Annotated in this window: 14 protein-coding genes; all 14 read left to right on the forward strand. The window is 38.6% G+C overall.

Going from position 1 to position 16180, the window contains the following annotated elements; genetic code table 11:
- The first annotated feature begins 37 nt into the window (after positions 1–37).
- The 14 genes from atpD to spoIIQ all read left to right on the forward strand — a co-directional run bounded on the left by atpD (position 38) and on the right by spoIIQ (position 15742).
- Positions 38–1447, forward strand: coding sequence for a F0F1 ATP synthase subunit beta (gene atpD / locus BUB45_RS11580; RefSeq protein WP_073009287.1), 1410 nt, complete (start codon positions 38–40; stop codon positions 1445–1447).
- Between the two features lie 97 nt (positions 1448–1544).
- Positions 1545–1940 (forward strand): F0F1 ATP synthase subunit epsilon, encoded by a 396-nt coding sequence (locus tag BUB45_RS11585; RefSeq protein WP_073009289.1) that lies wholly within the window; start codon positions 1545–1547, stop codon positions 1938–1940.
- A 489-nt stretch (positions 1941–2429) separates the two neighbouring features.
- The gene (locus BUB45_RS11590; protein WP_073009292.1) at positions 2430–2660 is read left to right on the forward strand and encodes a DUF1146 family protein; all 231 of its coding nucleotides are present in this window, start codon (positions 2430–2432) and stop codon (positions 2658–2660) included.
- 101 nt (positions 2661–2761) lie between these two features.
- On the forward strand, positions 2762–3481 hold the full coding sequence (locus BUB45_RS11595) for a YwmB family TATA-box binding protein (protein WP_170861751.1): 720 nt from the start codon (positions 2762–2764) through the stop codon (positions 3479–3481).
- Between the two features lie 34 nt (positions 3482–3515).
- On the forward strand, positions 3516–4844 hold the full coding sequence (gene murA / locus BUB45_RS11600) for a UDP-N-acetylglucosamine 1-carboxyvinyltransferase (protein WP_073009298.1): 1329 nt from the start codon (positions 3516–3518) through the stop codon (positions 4842–4844).
- A gap of 472 nt (positions 4845–5316) precedes the next feature.
- Positions 5317–6141 carry a M55 family metallopeptidase gene (locus BUB45_RS11605; RefSeq protein ID WP_073009301.1) on the forward strand — a complete coding sequence of 275 codons (825 nt, stop codon included), beginning with the start codon at positions 5317–5319 and terminating at the stop codon, positions 6139–6141.
- Between the two features lie 12 nt (positions 6142–6153).
- Positions 6154–7089: an ABC transporter permease gene (locus tag BUB45_RS11610; RefSeq protein WP_073009304.1), complete on the forward strand. Its 936-nt coding sequence runs from the start codon at positions 6154–6156 to the stop codon at positions 7087–7089.
- On the forward strand, positions 7086–8051 hold the full coding sequence (locus tag BUB45_RS11615) for an ABC transporter permease (RefSeq protein ID WP_073009307.1): 966 nt from the start codon (positions 7086–7088) through the stop codon (positions 8049–8051). Before BUB45_RS11610 ends, BUB45_RS11615 begins: the two co-directional genes overlap by 4 nt.
- Positions 8052–8059: 8 nt before the next feature.
- Positions 8060–9064 (forward strand): ABC transporter ATP-binding protein, encoded by a 1005-nt coding sequence (locus tag BUB45_RS11620; RefSeq protein ID WP_073009310.1) that lies wholly within the window; start codon positions 8060–8062, stop codon positions 9062–9064.
- A 15-nt stretch (positions 9065–9079) separates the two neighbouring features.
- Entirely contained in the window at positions 9080–10705 is a 1626-nt protein-coding gene (locus BUB45_RS11625; RefSeq protein ID WP_073009314.1) for a peptide ABC transporter substrate-binding protein, read from the forward strand.
- 264 nt (positions 10706–10969) lie between these two features.
- On the forward strand, positions 10970–11968 hold the full coding sequence (locus BUB45_RS11630; RefSeq protein WP_073009317.1) for a C40 family peptidase: 999 nt from the start codon (positions 10970–10972) through the stop codon (positions 11966–11968).
- Positions 11922–12881, forward strand: a complete 960-nt coding sequence (locus BUB45_RS11635) for an ABC transporter ATP-binding protein (RefSeq protein ID WP_073009320.1) — start codon at positions 11922–11924, stop codon at positions 12879–12881. The genes BUB45_RS11630 and BUB45_RS11635 overlap by 47 nt, the downstream gene beginning before the upstream one ends.
- Before the next feature lie 475 nt (positions 12882–13356).
- Positions 13357–14556 (forward strand): stage II sporulation protein D, encoded by a 1200-nt coding sequence (spoIID, locus tag BUB45_RS11640; RefSeq protein ID WP_073009323.1) that lies wholly within the window; start codon positions 13357–13359, stop codon positions 14554–14556.
- A 307-nt stretch (positions 14557–14863) separates the two neighbouring features.
- A complete protein-coding gene (spoIIQ, locus tag BUB45_RS11645) occupies positions 14864–15742 on the forward strand; it encodes a stage II sporulation protein SpoIIQ (RefSeq protein ID WP_073009325.1) in 879 nt (292 codons plus the stop codon).
- The last annotated feature ends 438 nt before the right edge of the window (positions 15743–16180 follow it).

Raw genomic sequence — 16180 nt, forward strand, 5'->3', positions numbered from 1 at the left:
TCGAGGAATTTAGGAAAGTATGTTAGGAGGGAAATCGATGAGCAAAGGACGTATTACACAAGTAATGGGACCTGTCGTTGACGTTAAATTCGCTGATGGACAGCTTCCCGACATTAACAATGCGATTATTGTTAAAATACCTGATGAATCATCTAATGAAACGAAAGAGCTCACCTTGGAGGTTGCGCTTCATTTAGGTGATAACAGTGTCCGTACCATTGCGATGTCATCAACAGATGGCTTAAGACGTGGTTTGGAGGTTGTTGACCAAGGAAGCCCGATTTCGGTTCCTGTTGGCGATGTAACATTAGGTAGAGTATTTAACGTACTCGGAGACAATATTGACTTGGATGAACCGTTGGACTCAGGTGTGCGTCGTGATCCAATTCATCGTCAATCACCACAATTTGAAGATTTAACAACGGAAACAGAAATCTTGGAAACAGGAATAAAAGTAGTCGACCTACTTGCACCTTATGTAAAAGGTGGAAAAATCGGTTTGTTTGGTGGAGCCGGTGTTGGTAAGACAGTACTTATTCAAGAGCTTATTAATAACATAGCACAAGAGCATGGTGGTATTTCTGTGTTTGCCGGTGTTGGTGAACGTACTCGTGAAGGTAATGATCTGTACTATGAAATGAAGGATTCTGGTGTTATTTCTAAAACAGCGATGGTGTTTGGTCAAATGAACGAACCACCTGGTGCGCGTATGCGTGTAGCCCTAACTGGACTAACAATGGCAGAATATTTCCGTGATGAGCAAGGGCAGGATGTATTGTTATTTATCGACAACATCTTCCGTTTTACACAGGCAGGAACAGAAGTATCTGCACTATTAGGACGGATGCCTTCTGCGGTTGGTTACCAACCAACGTTAGCAACAGAAATGGGACAATTACAGGAACGTATTACATCTACGAAAAAAGGTTCTGTTACATCCATCCAGGCTATTTATGTACCTGCTGATGACTATACGGACCCTGCACCAGCAACAACGTTTGCGCACTTAGACGCAACAACAAACCTTGATCGTGGTTTATCAGAACAAGGTATCTATCCTGCGGTGGATCCGTTAGCTTCCACTTCGCGTGCGTTAGACCCAGAAGTTGTTGGACAAGAGCATTATGACGTAGCTGTGGAAGTACAGCAAACATTACAACGTTATCGAGAACTACAAGATATTATTGCGATCTTAGGTATGGATGAGTTAAGTGATGAGGATAAACTCGTTGTGTCTCGTGCACGTCGTATTCAATTCTTCCTTTCACAAAACTTCCACGTTGCAGAACAATTTACAGGTCAACCAGGTTCCTATGTTCCTGTAGAAGAAACAGTAAAAGGGTTTAAAGAAATATTAGCTGGAAAATACGATGATCTACCAGAAGATGCCTTCCGTTTAGTAGGGCGTATTGAAGAAGTAGTTGAAAAAGCAAAAAGCATGGAATAAAGAGGCTTGATAGGAATGAATCCTATTCATACTTGCAGGTTGATGAATACGTATTTATGCATTGACCGCCTTCATGTTAAGCTAAGGAGGGGTTGTTTTGAAAACACTAACGGTGAGTGTTGTTACTCCTGACGGTCCAGTACTAGAAGATAGCTACGAAATGGTGAGTTGTAAAGCAGAAAGTGGAGAATTGGGTATTTTACCTGGTCACATTCCTTTAGTTGCACCATTGTCCATTAATGCAGTTCGTTTGAAACGTGAAAATCATGTAGATAAATTAGCGGTTAATGGCGGTTTTATGGAAGTGCGTCCAGACAAAGTGACGATTTTAGCGCAGTCTGCAGAAAAACCATCTGACATTGATATCGATCGCGCCGAGCGTGCAAAAGAGCGTGCGGAACGCCGTCTCCAATCAAAACAAGATGATATTGATACGTTAAGAGCAGAACTAGCTCTCAAAAGAGCTATCAATCGCTTAAGGGTAATAAGATAATTTGAAAAATCTCTTATAACAATATGTTATAGGAGATTTTTTGCATTATAGGAAAGTAAAAAATTTTGGAATATATAACATAGCAAAACGATGGTTATTTTTTCCAACAAAATATGTATCAATACAATTTTTTCCAAACCATTAAAAATTAGTAGAAAATTACAATTCCATTGGCTTTTTTTAAAAGATAAGAAAGTCTATCCATGAAAGGAAATGTCAGTATTGTCTATAGCAATGTCGATATTTCCCGGGAAATGTAGTTATTTCAAACTACTTTCAGACGGGATATAAATCTCTAGCTATCATTTACATTGACTTTTTTCCATATCCATGGCAAAGTAACTAGTAGCGCTTCAAATAGGAGAGTTTTATGGGAAAGTGTTTTCATTTAAGAGCCTAAAGTCTTTTGGATTTTAGTATTTCAAAAAGGGGCCTTTCTCCTTTAAAACTTGGTGATAATCTAATCAGTAATGTATAAAGGTGGTTCTTATGTTTTCACTAGGACAACAGGCATTAGTTAGTTTAATTTCACATATTCTCTTTATATATGTAACATGGAGATTGATGATGGCAATTAATTTTGAGCCAATGATTAAAAAAGGAAGAGCCAAAGAGGCGCAAATATTAATTCTGTTTTTAACCATCGTGATTGGATCAGGTGTCAGCCGTTTCTTTCTAGAAGTACTCCAATGGTCAAGAGATTTAAACCATTTATTTTAAGGCTTACGTATAATAAAAGATTACGTGTAGGACCATGTATGCTTTTGCTTCTCCCAGTTCATACTATTTATAGTAAATAGGTGGATATGGGGGATTTTATTGTGAAAAAGTCTATTATTCTAGCAATTTTATGTTTGTTCGTCGCAAATACAGTAGCAGCGCAAACGCATGATAGAAGTGACAACGAATTATTGGATTTAGTTTATTTTATGATTGCTGAAGATGCTTCTATTCTGGAATGGGAAACAACTTGGAAAGAATCCATTTCCCAAGCAAGAACAGAAGATTTAGTAGAAACGCTAAGTCGTAAATATCATCAGCATGTAAAAAAAGATGAGCAGAAAATAAAATATTCCTTTGAAGACAGCCATATATATAAAGGGTTCAACGTGTTGTTTCATGTGATCGTTCCGCGTCAAAAACATGCTGATGCAGAATTGATCGTAGTTATAAAAGGACATGGATGGTATTCGAATATGGAAAAAAACTATTTTAATACCGTTTTACACCTTCAAAAAGAATATTTCACAAGTTCTGTAAAGAAATTTGCTTGTCTGACGACTAAAGGAAATGGTATAATAAGTAGTGATTATTTTTTAAACAAATTAACAAATTATTTTCAAATACAACAAAAACAGACGCAATTCGATACAGTAGAACAATCGACACATAAAAAAATTATTTACGGGTATACACCAGTGTGGGAACGAAAAATTTCCGTAAATGATACACCTATGAACATACAAATCGCAGTTGAAGAAAATGGATCGGACAATCCTACATACGTAATAGGAACACCTATCCTAATAAATGAATATTAATATAGTGAAAATGGATCTGAAGGAGATTTGAAATATGGAAAAAATCATCGTAAGAGGTGGACACCAATTGCAAGGCACTGTAAAAGTGGAAGGTGCTAAAAATGCTGTTCTCCCTGTCATTGCTGCTAGTCTTATTGCAAGTGAAGGAAAAAGTGTCATTAAGGATGTTCCTGAACTAGCTGATGTATATACAATTAATCAAGTGTTGGAAAATATGAATGCAAGTGTACATTTTGACAATAACACAGTTACGGTTGATGCTTCAAATCGTTTAACAACAGAAGCTCCGTTTGAATATGTAAGAAAAATGCGTGCTTCTGTTCTTGTAATCGGACCATTATTAGCACGTTACGGTCATGCAAAAGTAGCTATGCCTGGTGGGTGTGCAATTGGCTCTAGACCCATTGATTTGCATTTGAAGGGCTTTGAGGCGATGGGTGCAAAAACGCATGTTGGAAATGGGTTTGTCGAGCTTTATGTCGACAAGCGTCTTAAAGGTGCAAAAATTTATTTAGATATGCCAAGTGTTGGTGCAACCGAAAATATTATGATGGCTGCTGCGCTAGCAGAAGGAAAGACAGTTTTAGAAAACTGCGCCAAAGAGCCAGAAATTGTAGATTTAGCGAATTATTTAAATAAGATGGGGGCCAAAATTGTTGGTGCAGGAACAGAAACCATTCGTATTGAAGGCGTAGATAAATTGTATGGTACAGAGCATTCGATTATACCTGATCGTATTGAAGCAGGTACGTTTATGGTGGCTGCGGCCATAACAGAAGGAAATGTGTTCATTGAAAATGCTGTTCCTGAGCATTTACGTTCCGTTATTTCCAAATTAGAAGAAATGAATGTTATCGTACAAGAAGAAAAAAATGGCCTAAGGGTAATTGGTCCTAAGCAATTGAAGGCAACGGATATAAAAACGTTACCTCATCCTGGATTCCCTACAGATATGCAATCTCAAATGATGGCCTTAATGCTAGTTGCTCAAGGCACTAGTGTTATTACGGAGACGGTGTTTGAAAATCGATTTATGCATGTGGAAGAATTTCGTCGTATGAATGCAAAAATGAAAATAGAAGGACATAGTGTTATCATCGAGGGGCCTTGTAATCCACAAGGAGCTGAAGTAGCGGCTACGGATTTACGAGCAGCTGCAGCACTTATTTTAGCTGGTTTAATCGCTGATGGTGTGACTAGAGTTACGGAATTAAAGCATCTTGATCGTGGTTACGTGGATTTTGCTGGGAAATTAGCAGGATTAGGAGCAGATGTGGAAAGAGTGGATGAGCATGGTAATTCAGTTTTGCCTTATGTGCATGTAGAACCGATCAATCGTTCTATAGCTGCAAAACTGTCATAATTTGGATATTATTATTGTTATTAAAACGATTTTGTTTCATAAATATACAATATGAGTAAAAACAGATGAAAAGGTTTGGGTCATCTGTTTTTTTGTAGTCTAGAAAATTATTCGAAATTATAAAATTTAGTAGCTGTGGGTAAACTTACTAAGTTATTTAACCCCTTCCGGCCCCAGTGCCCAGCAACTAGGCGACTTCACTCCATTGCCTTACGCTAAGTCATCATCGGTTCGTTCTAAATAGAAAGGCCGTCTTAAGACGGGATTGCCGGAGGGCGCCGGCATACTCCTGTTACAGGAGCATGATTCCTAAAACTTTCGTTGATTCGTTCCAGTCGCTACGTTGCTAACCGAGCGCCCTGATCCTTTGTTCTATATACTAAATTGATATTTAAATAAAAATTCAAACTTTTCTTTTTAGTTATTTTGTGTTAAAATTTAAGAAAATTTTAACATTAGGGAGAATGTTCAGATGAAACTGTATGTTTCTGTGGATATGGAAGGAATTACGGGATTGCCAGATGAAACTTTCGTCGCCTCATCGATGCATAATTATGAACGCTCCAGAAAGATGATGACGGAAGAAGCCAACGTGGTCATCCGCGCGGCTCTTGCCCAAGGTTGTTTGGAAATTATTGTCAATGATAGCCATTCTAAGATGAATAACTTATTGATTGAGGATTTACATGAAGATGCGCAGCTTATTACTGGTGACGTAAAGCCATTTTCCATGATGCATGGGCTAGATGCCTCGTATGATGCCGCTATATTTGTCGGTTATCATGCACGAGCAGGAATGTTTGGAGTTATGTCTCATACGATGATTCATGCTGTAAGGACGATGTATATCAATGACCACGAAATTGGTGAAATGGGTTTAAATGCTTATCTGGCAGGCTTTTATGGCGTACCCATTATAGCTGTTGCGGGCGATGATCAAGCAGCAAAGGAAGCAAGCGAACTTATTCCAAATGTTACAGCTATAGCTGTGAAAGAGACAATTTCTCGGTCATCTGTTAAAAGCTTAACACCTAAAAAGTCGGCGCAGTTATTAACGCAAAAGATAACAGAAGCTGTACGAAATCGCCATCTTGTTTTACCGCTTGTACCTCCCGATGAACCTGTTTTACGAATAGAATTTGCTAATTTCGGACAGGCGGAATGGGCGAATTTAATGCCTGGTACAAAGATAGAACCAGGAACAACAGTCGTTCGCTTTCACGCAAAAGACATACTGGAAGCATATCAGGCAATGCTTGTTATGACAGAGCTTGCGATGATGACAAAATTCTCATAAGGGGGAGGTAGTATGCTGCGTTATATAGGAAAGCGCTTACTTATGATGGTGATTACTTTATGGGTAATTGTTACATTAACGTTTATACTAATGGTGACGATACCAGGTTCTCCATTTAATAGTGAACGGGGGACAAATGAAGCCGTTCAAGCAAACTTAGAAGCACATTATAATTTGGATAAGCCATACATAGTTCAATATGTCCTTTATTTAAAATCAATTGTTACGTTTGATTTTGGTCCATCGATTAAACAGCCATCACAAACGGTCAATGAAATGCTTGGCCGCGGCTTCCCCATATCTTTCGAGCTAGGAATAATTACCATTATTGTTGCCGTATTATCTGGCGTTACATTAGGTGTGTTTGCAGCGTTAAAGCATAATCAAATCATTGATTACGTAGCAATGGGTTTTGCTGTGTTAGGAATATCCATTCCAAATTTTGTATTAGCTACCTTGCTTATTCAGCAATTAGCAGTGAATATAGAATGGTTTCCAGTTGCAAGATGGTTAAGTCCCGCACATATGATTTTACCCGTTACAGCACTTGCGACAGGGCCCATGGCGATAATCGCAAGGCTTACAAGGTCAACGATGCTTGAGGTGTTAACACAAGACTATATTAAAATGGCTAGAGCTAAGGGGTTAGCACCTTGGAAGATTATTTGCAAGCACGCTTTAAGAAACGCGTTAATGCCTGTGGTTACTATTATGGGAACCTTACTGGCAGGAATATTAACAGGCACGTTTGTTATTGAGAAAATATTTGCTGTTCCTGGAATGGGGAAGTATTTTGTAGAAAGCATTAATCAGCGTGATTATCCTGTTATTATGGGAACAACTGTATTTTACAGCGCTTTTTTAATAGTAATGCTATTTCTCGTTGATATTGCATATGGCATATTAGACCCGCGTATTAAGCTGCATAAGAAAGGCGGGAGAGAATGAAAATAAATGTGACAGACCAAACAGGAAAGAAGCCAACTTCTCATACGGAAATACCAGATGAATGGTTTTCTTGGAAAGAGCGAGATACAAAAGCACTAGAAACGGTATCAAGACCATCTTTATCGTATTGGAAAGATGCTTGGCGAAGATTATTGAAAAATAAGTTAGCAATGACGGGGTTGGTGTTCTTGATTTTACTAACTATTTTCGCCATATTCGCGCCTATATTATCGCCTTATGAAGTAAACAAACAAAATTTACCGGATCAGTATCAGCCACCTTCTTCACAACATTGGTTTGGAACGGATAATGGTGGGAGGGATGTGTTTACTCGTACATGGTATGGAGCACGTATTTCATTATTTGTCGGGCTAATGGCAGCGCTCATTGATTTTACTATTGGAATTATTTATGGTGGATTGTCTGGATATAAAGGCGGACGTACGGATAGTATGATGATGCGAATTATTGAAGTGTTATATGGTCTTCCTTATTTGTTAGTCGTTATTTTATTGCTCGTCGTTTTAGGACCTAGCTTAGGTACGATTATTCTCGCTTTAACCGTTACAGGCTGGGTAGGAATGGCGAGAATTGTACGTGGGCAAGTATTGCAAATCAAAAATTATGAATTTGTGCTTGCTTCTAGGTCATTTGGTGCGAAGACAGCACGGATTATTCGTAAAAACTTATTACCAAATACAATGGGGCCAATTATTGTGCAAATGACGTTAACAGTTCCAAGTGCGATTTTTGCAGAAGCATTTTTAAGTTTTCTTGGACTTGGGATTCAAGCCCCATTTGCAAGTTGGGGAGTGATGGCAAATGATTCGTTAGGGGCAATCTTGTCTGGACATTGGTGGACATTATTTTTTCCAGCATTCTTCATTTCTTTTACGATGTTTGCATTTAATGTATTAGGGGATGGGCTTCAGGATGCACTTGATCCGAAGCTGAGAAAGTAGGTGAGTAGATGGAGAAACTACTTGAGGTACACGATTTACATGTAGCTTTTTCGACGTATGGTGGGACAATCAAAGCCGTTCGAGGTGTGAATTTTTATTTGCATAAAGGGGAAACACTAGCAATTGTTGGAGAGTCAGGTTGCGGGAAGAGCGTCACTTCACAAGCGATTATGCGACTGATTCCGGAACCGCCAGGAAAAATTGTTAGAGGTAAGGTGATGTTTAAGGGGAAAGAGATAACGCGTTATACCGAAAAACAGATGCGATCGATTCGTGGCGTGGAAATATCGATGATTTTTCAAGATCCAATGACAGCATTAAATCCAACGCTAACTATTGGCACGCAGCTTATGGAAGGATTGCAGGAGCATCAATCCATTCGCGGAGAAACAGCTACCTCCAAAGCTTTAGAAATGATGCATTTAGTTGGCATACCAAATCCTAAGGAACGGTTAAAGCAGTACCCGCACCAATTTAGTGGAGGGATGCGGCAAAGAATTGTGATTGCTATGGCTTTAATTTGTGAGCCAGAGTTATTAATTGCTGATGAGCCTACAACGGCTTTGGATGTAACCATTCAGGCGCAAATTTTAGAATTATTTACGACGATTCAAGCAAAAACAGGTATATCTATTATTCTAATTACGCATGACTTAGGGGTTGTGGCTAAAATAGCCGATCGAATTGCAGTTATGTATGCAGGAAAAATAATTGAAACGGGAACAAAGCGTGACCTATTTTACAATCAGCAGCACCCTTATACGAAAGGTTTGCTAAAATCAGTTCCAAGGCTTGATTTAAAAGAAGAGCAATTATCACCAATTGATGGGACACCGCCGGATTTATTTGCACCACCACAAGGATGTCCGTTTACAGCGAGATGCCCTTACGCCATGGAGGTGTGTGATAACGTATATCCCGTAACGACGGAACGAAGCAGTTCACATCGAGTGGATTGCTGGCTGCAGGACAAACGGGCGCAACAACTTCTAGCTCGCACAGCCAACCAATAACGAGGGGGAGAGGCAATGAAAAAAGGGTTGCTTTATTTAATGGGAGTTTTAGTGTTTCTTGTTTTAGCTGCTTGTACGGCAAATGAGAGTACTGGTACAGAAAATAAGAATGGAGAAGGAGAGAAGGCAGGAGATGAAAAAATTCTTCAACTTAATAACGGAGAAGAGCCAACATCTTTTGACCCAGCAATAGGTTTTGATAATGTTTCTTGGAATGCGTTAAATAACTTGATGGAAGGGCTCACGCGACTTGATGAAGATCATACACCACAACCTGCAGTTGCGGAAGAATGGGATGTTTCAGAAGATGGAACCACATACACATTTTATTTACGAGAGGATGCGAATTGGTCTAATGGCGATCCAGTTGTGGCAGAAGATTTCATCTTTGCGTGGGAGCGTTTATTAAATCCAAAAACAGGCTCATCTGCTGGATTTCTCGGTTACTTTATCAAAGGGGGAGAAGCATTTAATAGTGGGGAGGGTTCTACAGACGATTTAGGAATCACCGCAGTCAATGAAAAAACGCTAGAAGTTGAATTGGAAAACCCGACTGGATTTTTCTTACATGTACTAACCAATCCTGCCTTTTTTCCAGTGAACCATCAAGTAGCTGCTGATAATTCAGAATGGCATGCGGAAGCAGAATCATTTGTAGGTAATGGGCCATTTCAGCTGGAATCTTGGGAACATGATAATGAAATGATGTTTACGAAAAATGATGCATATTGGGATGCAGACAGTGTTAACTTAGACGGCGTGCATTGGGCGATGGTCAATGATACGAATACAGAATATCAAATGTTTGAACGAGGAGAGTTAGATTCAGCCGAAATACCTGCAGAATTATCCGATCAGTTAATTGATGGAGATAATGTGCAGGTTGTTGACCAAGGAGGATTAGAGTTTTTCCGCTTTAATGTTACGGAGGAGCCTTTTCAAAATAAAAACATTAGAAAAGCTTTTGCGCTAGCAGTAGATCAAGAAAACATTACAGAATATGTGGTGAAAAATAAAGTGAAGCCTGCTTATGGTTATATATCTCCTGGGTTTACCAACCCTAGCGGCGAAGACTTCCGAGATGTAAATGGCGATCTCGTCTCATTTGATCCTGAGGAAGCAAAGCAGCTTTTAGAAAAAGGGATGGAAGAAGAGGGCTATGATGAACTGCCTACGGTTACTTTATCCTATAATACAAGCGATTTAAATAAAGAAGTAGCTGAAGCAATTCAAGGCATGTTTAGTGAGAATATTGGTGTCGATGTAGAGCTTGAAAATACAGAATGGAATGTTTTCTTAGAAGATCAAAAGGCTTTAAATCATCAATTATCAAGAAGCTCCTTTTTATACGATTATGCCGATCCTGTCAATTTCCTTGAAAGCTTTATTACTGGATCATATATGAATCGCACAGGCTGGTCCAATGAACAGTATGATCAATTAATTGCCAATGCAAAATCAGAAGCGGATGAAGGGAAACGTTGGGAATATATGTATGAGGCAGAAAAGCTATTAGCAGAAGAAGTGCCGTTATTTCCAGTCCGCTATTATAATCAAGTAGAAGTATTACAAGAAGGTGTAACGAAAATACTTCGCCATCCAGTAGGGTATTTGGATTTAAAGTATGCCGATAAACAATAGCCGTCTAAGGGGTCTTTCATTTAGAAAAATAACATGGATCTTCTCGACGAGCAGGCACTTATGGTAGCCAAAGTTTTTCTAATACTATAGGAAGTATAAAAGTTTAAATGTTTATAGTATAAGAAAAACAACAGCTTCCGCTATAAGACTTGGCGACAAGCCAAGTCTTATAGCGGAAGTTCAAGCTGCTACTAAATAATGTGTGGGTTGCGAAAGAAAATACTACTCATGGAAGATTCATTTTATAAAATAGGAGGGTCAACAGTGAGTCAGCAAACGTATGAGCAAACAACAAATGAACGGTATGTAACCTGTGTCTCTGTTGCTACGGTTTGGACAGAACCATTGTCTGCTAGAAGAATAGATGCATTAGCGCTTCATAACCCGGCACATGTAGACCAGTGGGTGAAGCAATTAGATGATACTGAAAAACTGGCATTATGTGTGGAAAATCGTATTCAAACACAATTGTTATATGGCGAACAAGTGCTAGTAACGGAATGGGCTGGTGATTGGGCGCATGTTATTATACCTACTCAGCCATCACATAAAGATAGAAGAGGTTATCCAGGTTGGGTGCCTGCTTGTCAACTCAAACAAATTTCTAATCAAGACTGGCTTCAGCCTATAGGTGCTATCGTTCGATCTCCCTTTGCTTCGTTAACTATTCATAATGAATCCTCTATACACTTAAGTTATTTAACCATTTTACCAGTAAAAAGACATCATGGTTCTACGACGTCTGTAGTAACACCGCATGGTATTGGATATGTTCATACGCAAGATATCGAGTTATTTTCAAAAGCGGACGGTATAGTCCGTAGTAATGGGGAGTCCATTGTAGCTATTGCTAAATCTTACATAGGGCTTGATTATTTATGGGGAGGAATGAGCGCATACGGTTATGATTGTTCAGGTTTAGCCTACGCGGCGCATAAAGCGAATGGATATCAGATTGCTAGAGATGCAGGCGATCAAGTAAAAGGTGGAGTCAAAGTTCCGCTAGATAGGATACTACCTGGTGATTTACTTTTCTTTGCATATCAAAATGGGAAAGGAAGGATACATCATGTAGGTATTTATTCTGGTAACGGAGATATGTTACATGCCCCACAAACGGGAAAGGGAATTGAACAAATCAGTCTTGCAAATACGATGTATGAAACAGAGTTATGTGCGGCTAGGCGCTACTGGCAGGAGGAGGAAACGATAGAAAATGGCAAAAGTAATTCTCGAAGTAAACCGTCTGAAGAAATTTTTTGACGTGAACAGAAATCAGACGCTACAGGCTGTCAATGATGTATCGTTTCAAATAAACGAAGGAGAGACATTTGGCTTAGTAGGGGAGTCCGGTTGTGGCAAATCTACAATAGGGCGAACCATTCTCGGTTTATACCATAAGACAGCTGGAGAAGTTTTGTACGATGGGGAGGATATTCATAGTTTAAAAGAAAATGATAGATTCAAGTTGCATAAAAAGATGCAAATGATTTTTCAAGATCCATATGCTTCATTAAATCCTAGGTCGACTGTACAGGAAATTATCTCTGAGCCAATGGAAATACATCGTTTGTATCGACATAAGAAGGAAATAAAAGAACGGGTATACCAATTATTAGCAGAGGTAGGTTTACAGCGGGATCATGCGAATCGTTATCCTCATGAATTCAGTGGCGGTCAAAGACAGCGTATAGGTATTGCAAGGGCGCTCGCTTTAAACCCAGAGTTCATTATTGCAGATGAACCAATTTCGGCGTTGGATGTTTCCATACAGGCCCAAGTCGTTAATTTATTAAAGGAAATTCAACATGAAAAAGGATTAACGTTTTTATTTATTGCCCATGATTTATCGATGGTGAAGCAGATTTCTGATCGAATTGGCGTCATGTACTTAGGCAATTTAATCGAACTTACAAAATCAGAACAGCTATATGACCATCCATATCACCCGTATACGAAGGCGCTATTATCTGCGATCCCAATTCCAGATCCAGAAGTCGAAGAAAAGAGAGAACGAATTATATTGCAAGGTGAACTCCCAAGTCCAATTAATCCGCCGAGTGGATGTGTATTTCGTACGCGATGCCCAATGGCTATGCTTATTTGTGAGCAACAAAAACCGCCGTTTAGAGAAATAGCACCAGAGCACTTTGTTGCCTGTCATCTTTATTCATAAAGTTTTGTAGTTATTGCAATGATGTACCCGAGAGACATTCTGTAGTAGACGATAAAAAAACGGCTATTACGGAATGTCTTTTTTTCATGGTCTAGGAAATCGTAAATTTTTTTAGTTGTGAATAAACTTCCTAAATTATTTAGCCATGTTCGGCTCCAGCGCCTACCAACTGGCGACTTCAAGAATCGCCTTAAGATAAGTCATCATTGATTCATGCAACACCGTCTCACCATGATTCCTAAAACTTTAGTCGCTTCGTTCCACTCGCTGCGTTACTAAACGAGCGCCCCGAGCCTTTGTTCCTTTAGGAGAGAATAAAACCTAAAGGGTTGTATAGAAAAACAGAGGCATATAATCGTCTTAATGGCTTGGCAACCGCCGATTTTTTCAACATTTTTAGTTCTACATAGAAGAAGTCGTGTATATATATCTTAATAGGACTGCTAGATTGAAGTGATGTTGAAGGGGGTAAGCAATGAAACCTAGTAAATATTCAAAAAAACATGGATATAACTACACGAAAAAACGAAATGCCTTATTACTGAAAAAAGTAAAAGCAAAGCAGCAAACATTTATGAAAAAGTCACTAACACGTAATAAACAATGGTTTGCACCCAAAAAGCCATACTATTTACAAAAAAGACCAAAGCAACATGTATGGAAAATTCCTTCTACCATTTTGTTAGCTTGTTTACTGATGATTATCTTAGTAGTACCTACATTAATTGTCATTCCTTATAGCAAGGGGGATGAAAAAGAGGCGAAAGCCCCCCCAATCGCAAGTAGTGAAGAAACAACCAACCAAGATATGGATTCAGATAGCTCATCTTTCTCGGTGTCAGTAATGCGTTCGAATGTAAATAAAGTAGAGGGAGTACCTTTGGAAGAATATGTAGCTGGTGTAGTGGCTTCTGAAATGCCCGCAGAATTTGAAAAAGAAGCGTTAAAAGCGCAGTCCCTTGCAGCGAGAACGTATATTGTGAATCAAAAGCTTCACGGTGAAGGAGCTAAACAAGAATCAGACGTCACAGATACAGTACAACATCAAGTGTATAAAGACGAAGGTCAGTTGCAAAATTTATGGGGGAGCGACTTTGATTGGAAAATGAAAAAAGTAAAAGAAGCGGTGGCAGAAACAAAGGGAGAAATAGTAACCTATAAAGATGCACCAATCACGCCTGCTTTTTTCTCTACGAGTAATGGCTATACGGAGAATTCAGAAGACTACTGGGAAAATGAACTTCCATATTTACGTAGTGTGGAGAGTCATTGGGATGAGGAGTCTCCGAAATATTTAGATCAAAAAACGTTTTCGATACAGCAGTTAGAAAAAGCGTTAGAAGTAGATTTACCGAATCAATTTCCTTTAGCTGTTGAAACTACGCGTACAGATAGTAATCGGGTAGAGCAGTTGCAATTAGGAAAACAAACTTTTTCGGGAAGGGAAATTAGAGAAAAGCTAGAATTGCGTTCAAGTGATTTTACCATTGAACAAAAAAATAACCATTTTATTTTTACAACCAAAGGGTTCGGTCATGGAGTTGGTATGAGTCAATATGGTGCAAATGGCATGGCTAAAGAAGGGAAAAATTATCAAGATATTGTCCGTTATTATTATCAGGATGTAAAAATAAGTACGATTAATGATACAGCTCCAACTCTTGTCGCAAAATAGACGAGAGTTTTTTGTTGCTTTATAGGAAATTATAAGAGTTTAAAGATTTATAGTATAAGAAAAGCTATAGCCTGCTATTGCACGATAGGATGGATTTTTTAAATTACCTAACAAAGTTTGTAATGATAGTAGGAGATAGAAACTTCTATAATAGGAAGTATTACAATCTATTGGATTGTTATAAAAAGCAAAGTCCTCTTAATTTACCTCTTTTTCACAAAAAAATACGGTGAAATGCAAATTATTTGTTAATAGATGTATATAAATTCCTTTTTCTGATCAGAATGGTTGTTGAGGTGATGATCTTATGAAAGAGGAAAACAAAGGGGCTTCAAAAAACAAGTGGAGTCGAATTTTTCGTAAAAAATGGTTCTTCCCAGCTGTCTATTTAACTATTGCCGCTGTATTATTATCTGTTGTCGTTTGGTATCAAAATGTGGACAATCAAGTGCCTGATGCCCAAGAAGGAACAGATGAGTTCATTCCATCTGAGCATGGAGAAAGAGCTGAACCTGTGTTGGAGCAACAGGAAATGATCCAAATGCCTGTGACAAACCCAGAAGAAGCAGAAATCGTAACTAAATTTTATGATTACAATGCAGATCAAGAAGAGCAAGAGCAGGCCTTGGTTTTGTACAACAATAAGTACTATGAGAGTGATGGTGTAAATATTGCTTCTGCAAGTGGTGAATCATTTGAGGTTGTAGCAGCTTTAAGTGGTGAAGTTACAGAAGTAAAAGAAGATCCGCTATTAGGAAATGTTGTTGTGCTTACCCATGAAGATGATGTCCAAACCTATTATGCTAGTCTTGAAGATGTTGATGTAAAGGCGGGCTCTGAAGTGAAGCAAGGCGACACTTTAGGTAAAGCAGGTAAGAGCGTATTTGGAAAAGACAGCGGAACGCATGTTTACTTTGAGCTACGTAAAGAGGATCAAGAAGTTAATCCAGAAGAGTACTTCAATCAACCAGTAAGTAGCTTGAACAGTGCAGTAGAGGAAGAAACAGAAGACGTGGATGCGCAAGATGAAGCAGATCAAGAAGGAACGGAAGATGCAGAAGGAGATCAAGAAAACGAAACCCCTTCTGATGAGAGCGAAACTACAGATGAAGAATCAGATGAAGCTTCAGATGAAGCAGATAATGTGGATGAAACGGAAGAAATGGACCCTGAGTTGAATAATTAAATTTCTTGTTTCTAACGTTTCATAGTGAAAAAGCAACGCCTTTGAAAATAAATCAAAGGCGTTTTTTTGCATTATAGAAATGCAAAGAAATTAGAAATTCGGCTATTTCCATATGGCTTGGCATAGCTGGTTTTCATTCGTGGTCCTATATATTTTCAGTCTCATTGTAAAATGGCTTGTCTTATATGAACAAGGTCTCTTTTTTAAGCATAAACCTCATTGCGTCATAATAAACTTATACAAACCACTAAAACATAAGTGTCTGAGGTGAGATATGTGAACCTGCTAAGCAGGTGAAAACCAACAATACTGATATTTTATCGTTTTAAAATACAGAATTTTGAAACTTTTTCTAAATTAAAAATACTATCTACATAAAACAAATGTTGTATGGTTCTAGCTATCCATCTACAAACGCCTGTACCAATTGGTCACCTC

The sequence above is a fragment of the Virgibacillus chiguensis genome (assembly GCF_900129865.1).
In the GTDB taxonomy this organism is placed as follows: Bacteria; Bacillota; Bacilli; order Bacillales; family Amphibacillaceae; genus Virgibacillus; species Virgibacillus chiguensis.

Bases quoted from the DNA above. Each gene is read 5' to 3' on its own strand.
- BUB45_RS11635 (WP_073009320.1), top strand. From the start codon at position 11,922: ATGGCAAAAGTAATTCTCGAAGTAAACCGTCTGAAGAAATTTTTTGAC.
- spoIID (WP_073009323.1), top strand. From the start codon at position 13,357: ATGAAACCTAGTAAATATTCAAAAAAACATGGATATAACTACACGAAA.
- BUB45_RS11610 (WP_073009304.1), top strand. From the start codon at position 6,154: ATGCTGCGTTATATAGGAAAGCGCTTACTTATGATGGTGATTACTTTA.
- BUB45_RS11590 (WP_073009292.1), top strand. From the start codon at position 2,430: ATGTTTTCACTAGGACAACAGGCATTAGTTAGTTTAATTTCACATATT.
- BUB45_RS11625 (WP_073009314.1), top strand. From the start codon at position 9,080: ATGAAAAAAGGGTTGCTTTATTTAATGGGAGTTTTAGTGTTTCTTGTT.
- BUB45_RS11605 (WP_073009301.1), top strand. From the start codon at position 5,317: ATGAAACTGTATGTTTCTGTGGATATGGAAGGAATTACGGGATTGCCA.
- atpD (WP_073009287.1), top strand. From the start codon at position 38: ATGAGCAAAGGACGTATTACACAAGTAATGGGACCTGTCGTTGACGTT.
- spoIIQ (WP_073009325.1), top strand. From the start codon at position 14,864: ATGAAAGAGGAAAACAAAGGGGCTTCAAAAAACAAGTGGAGTCGAATT.
- BUB45_RS11615 (WP_073009307.1), top strand. From the start codon at position 7,086: ATGAAAATAAATGTGACAGACCAAACAGGAAAGAAGCCAACTTCTCAT.
- BUB45_RS11620 (WP_073009310.1), top strand. From the start codon at position 8,060: ATGGAGAAACTACTTGAGGTACACGATTTACATGTAGCTTTTTCGACG.
- murA (WP_073009298.1), top strand. From the start codon at position 3,516: ATGGAAAAAATCATCGTAAGAGGTGGACACCAATTGCAAGGCACTGTA.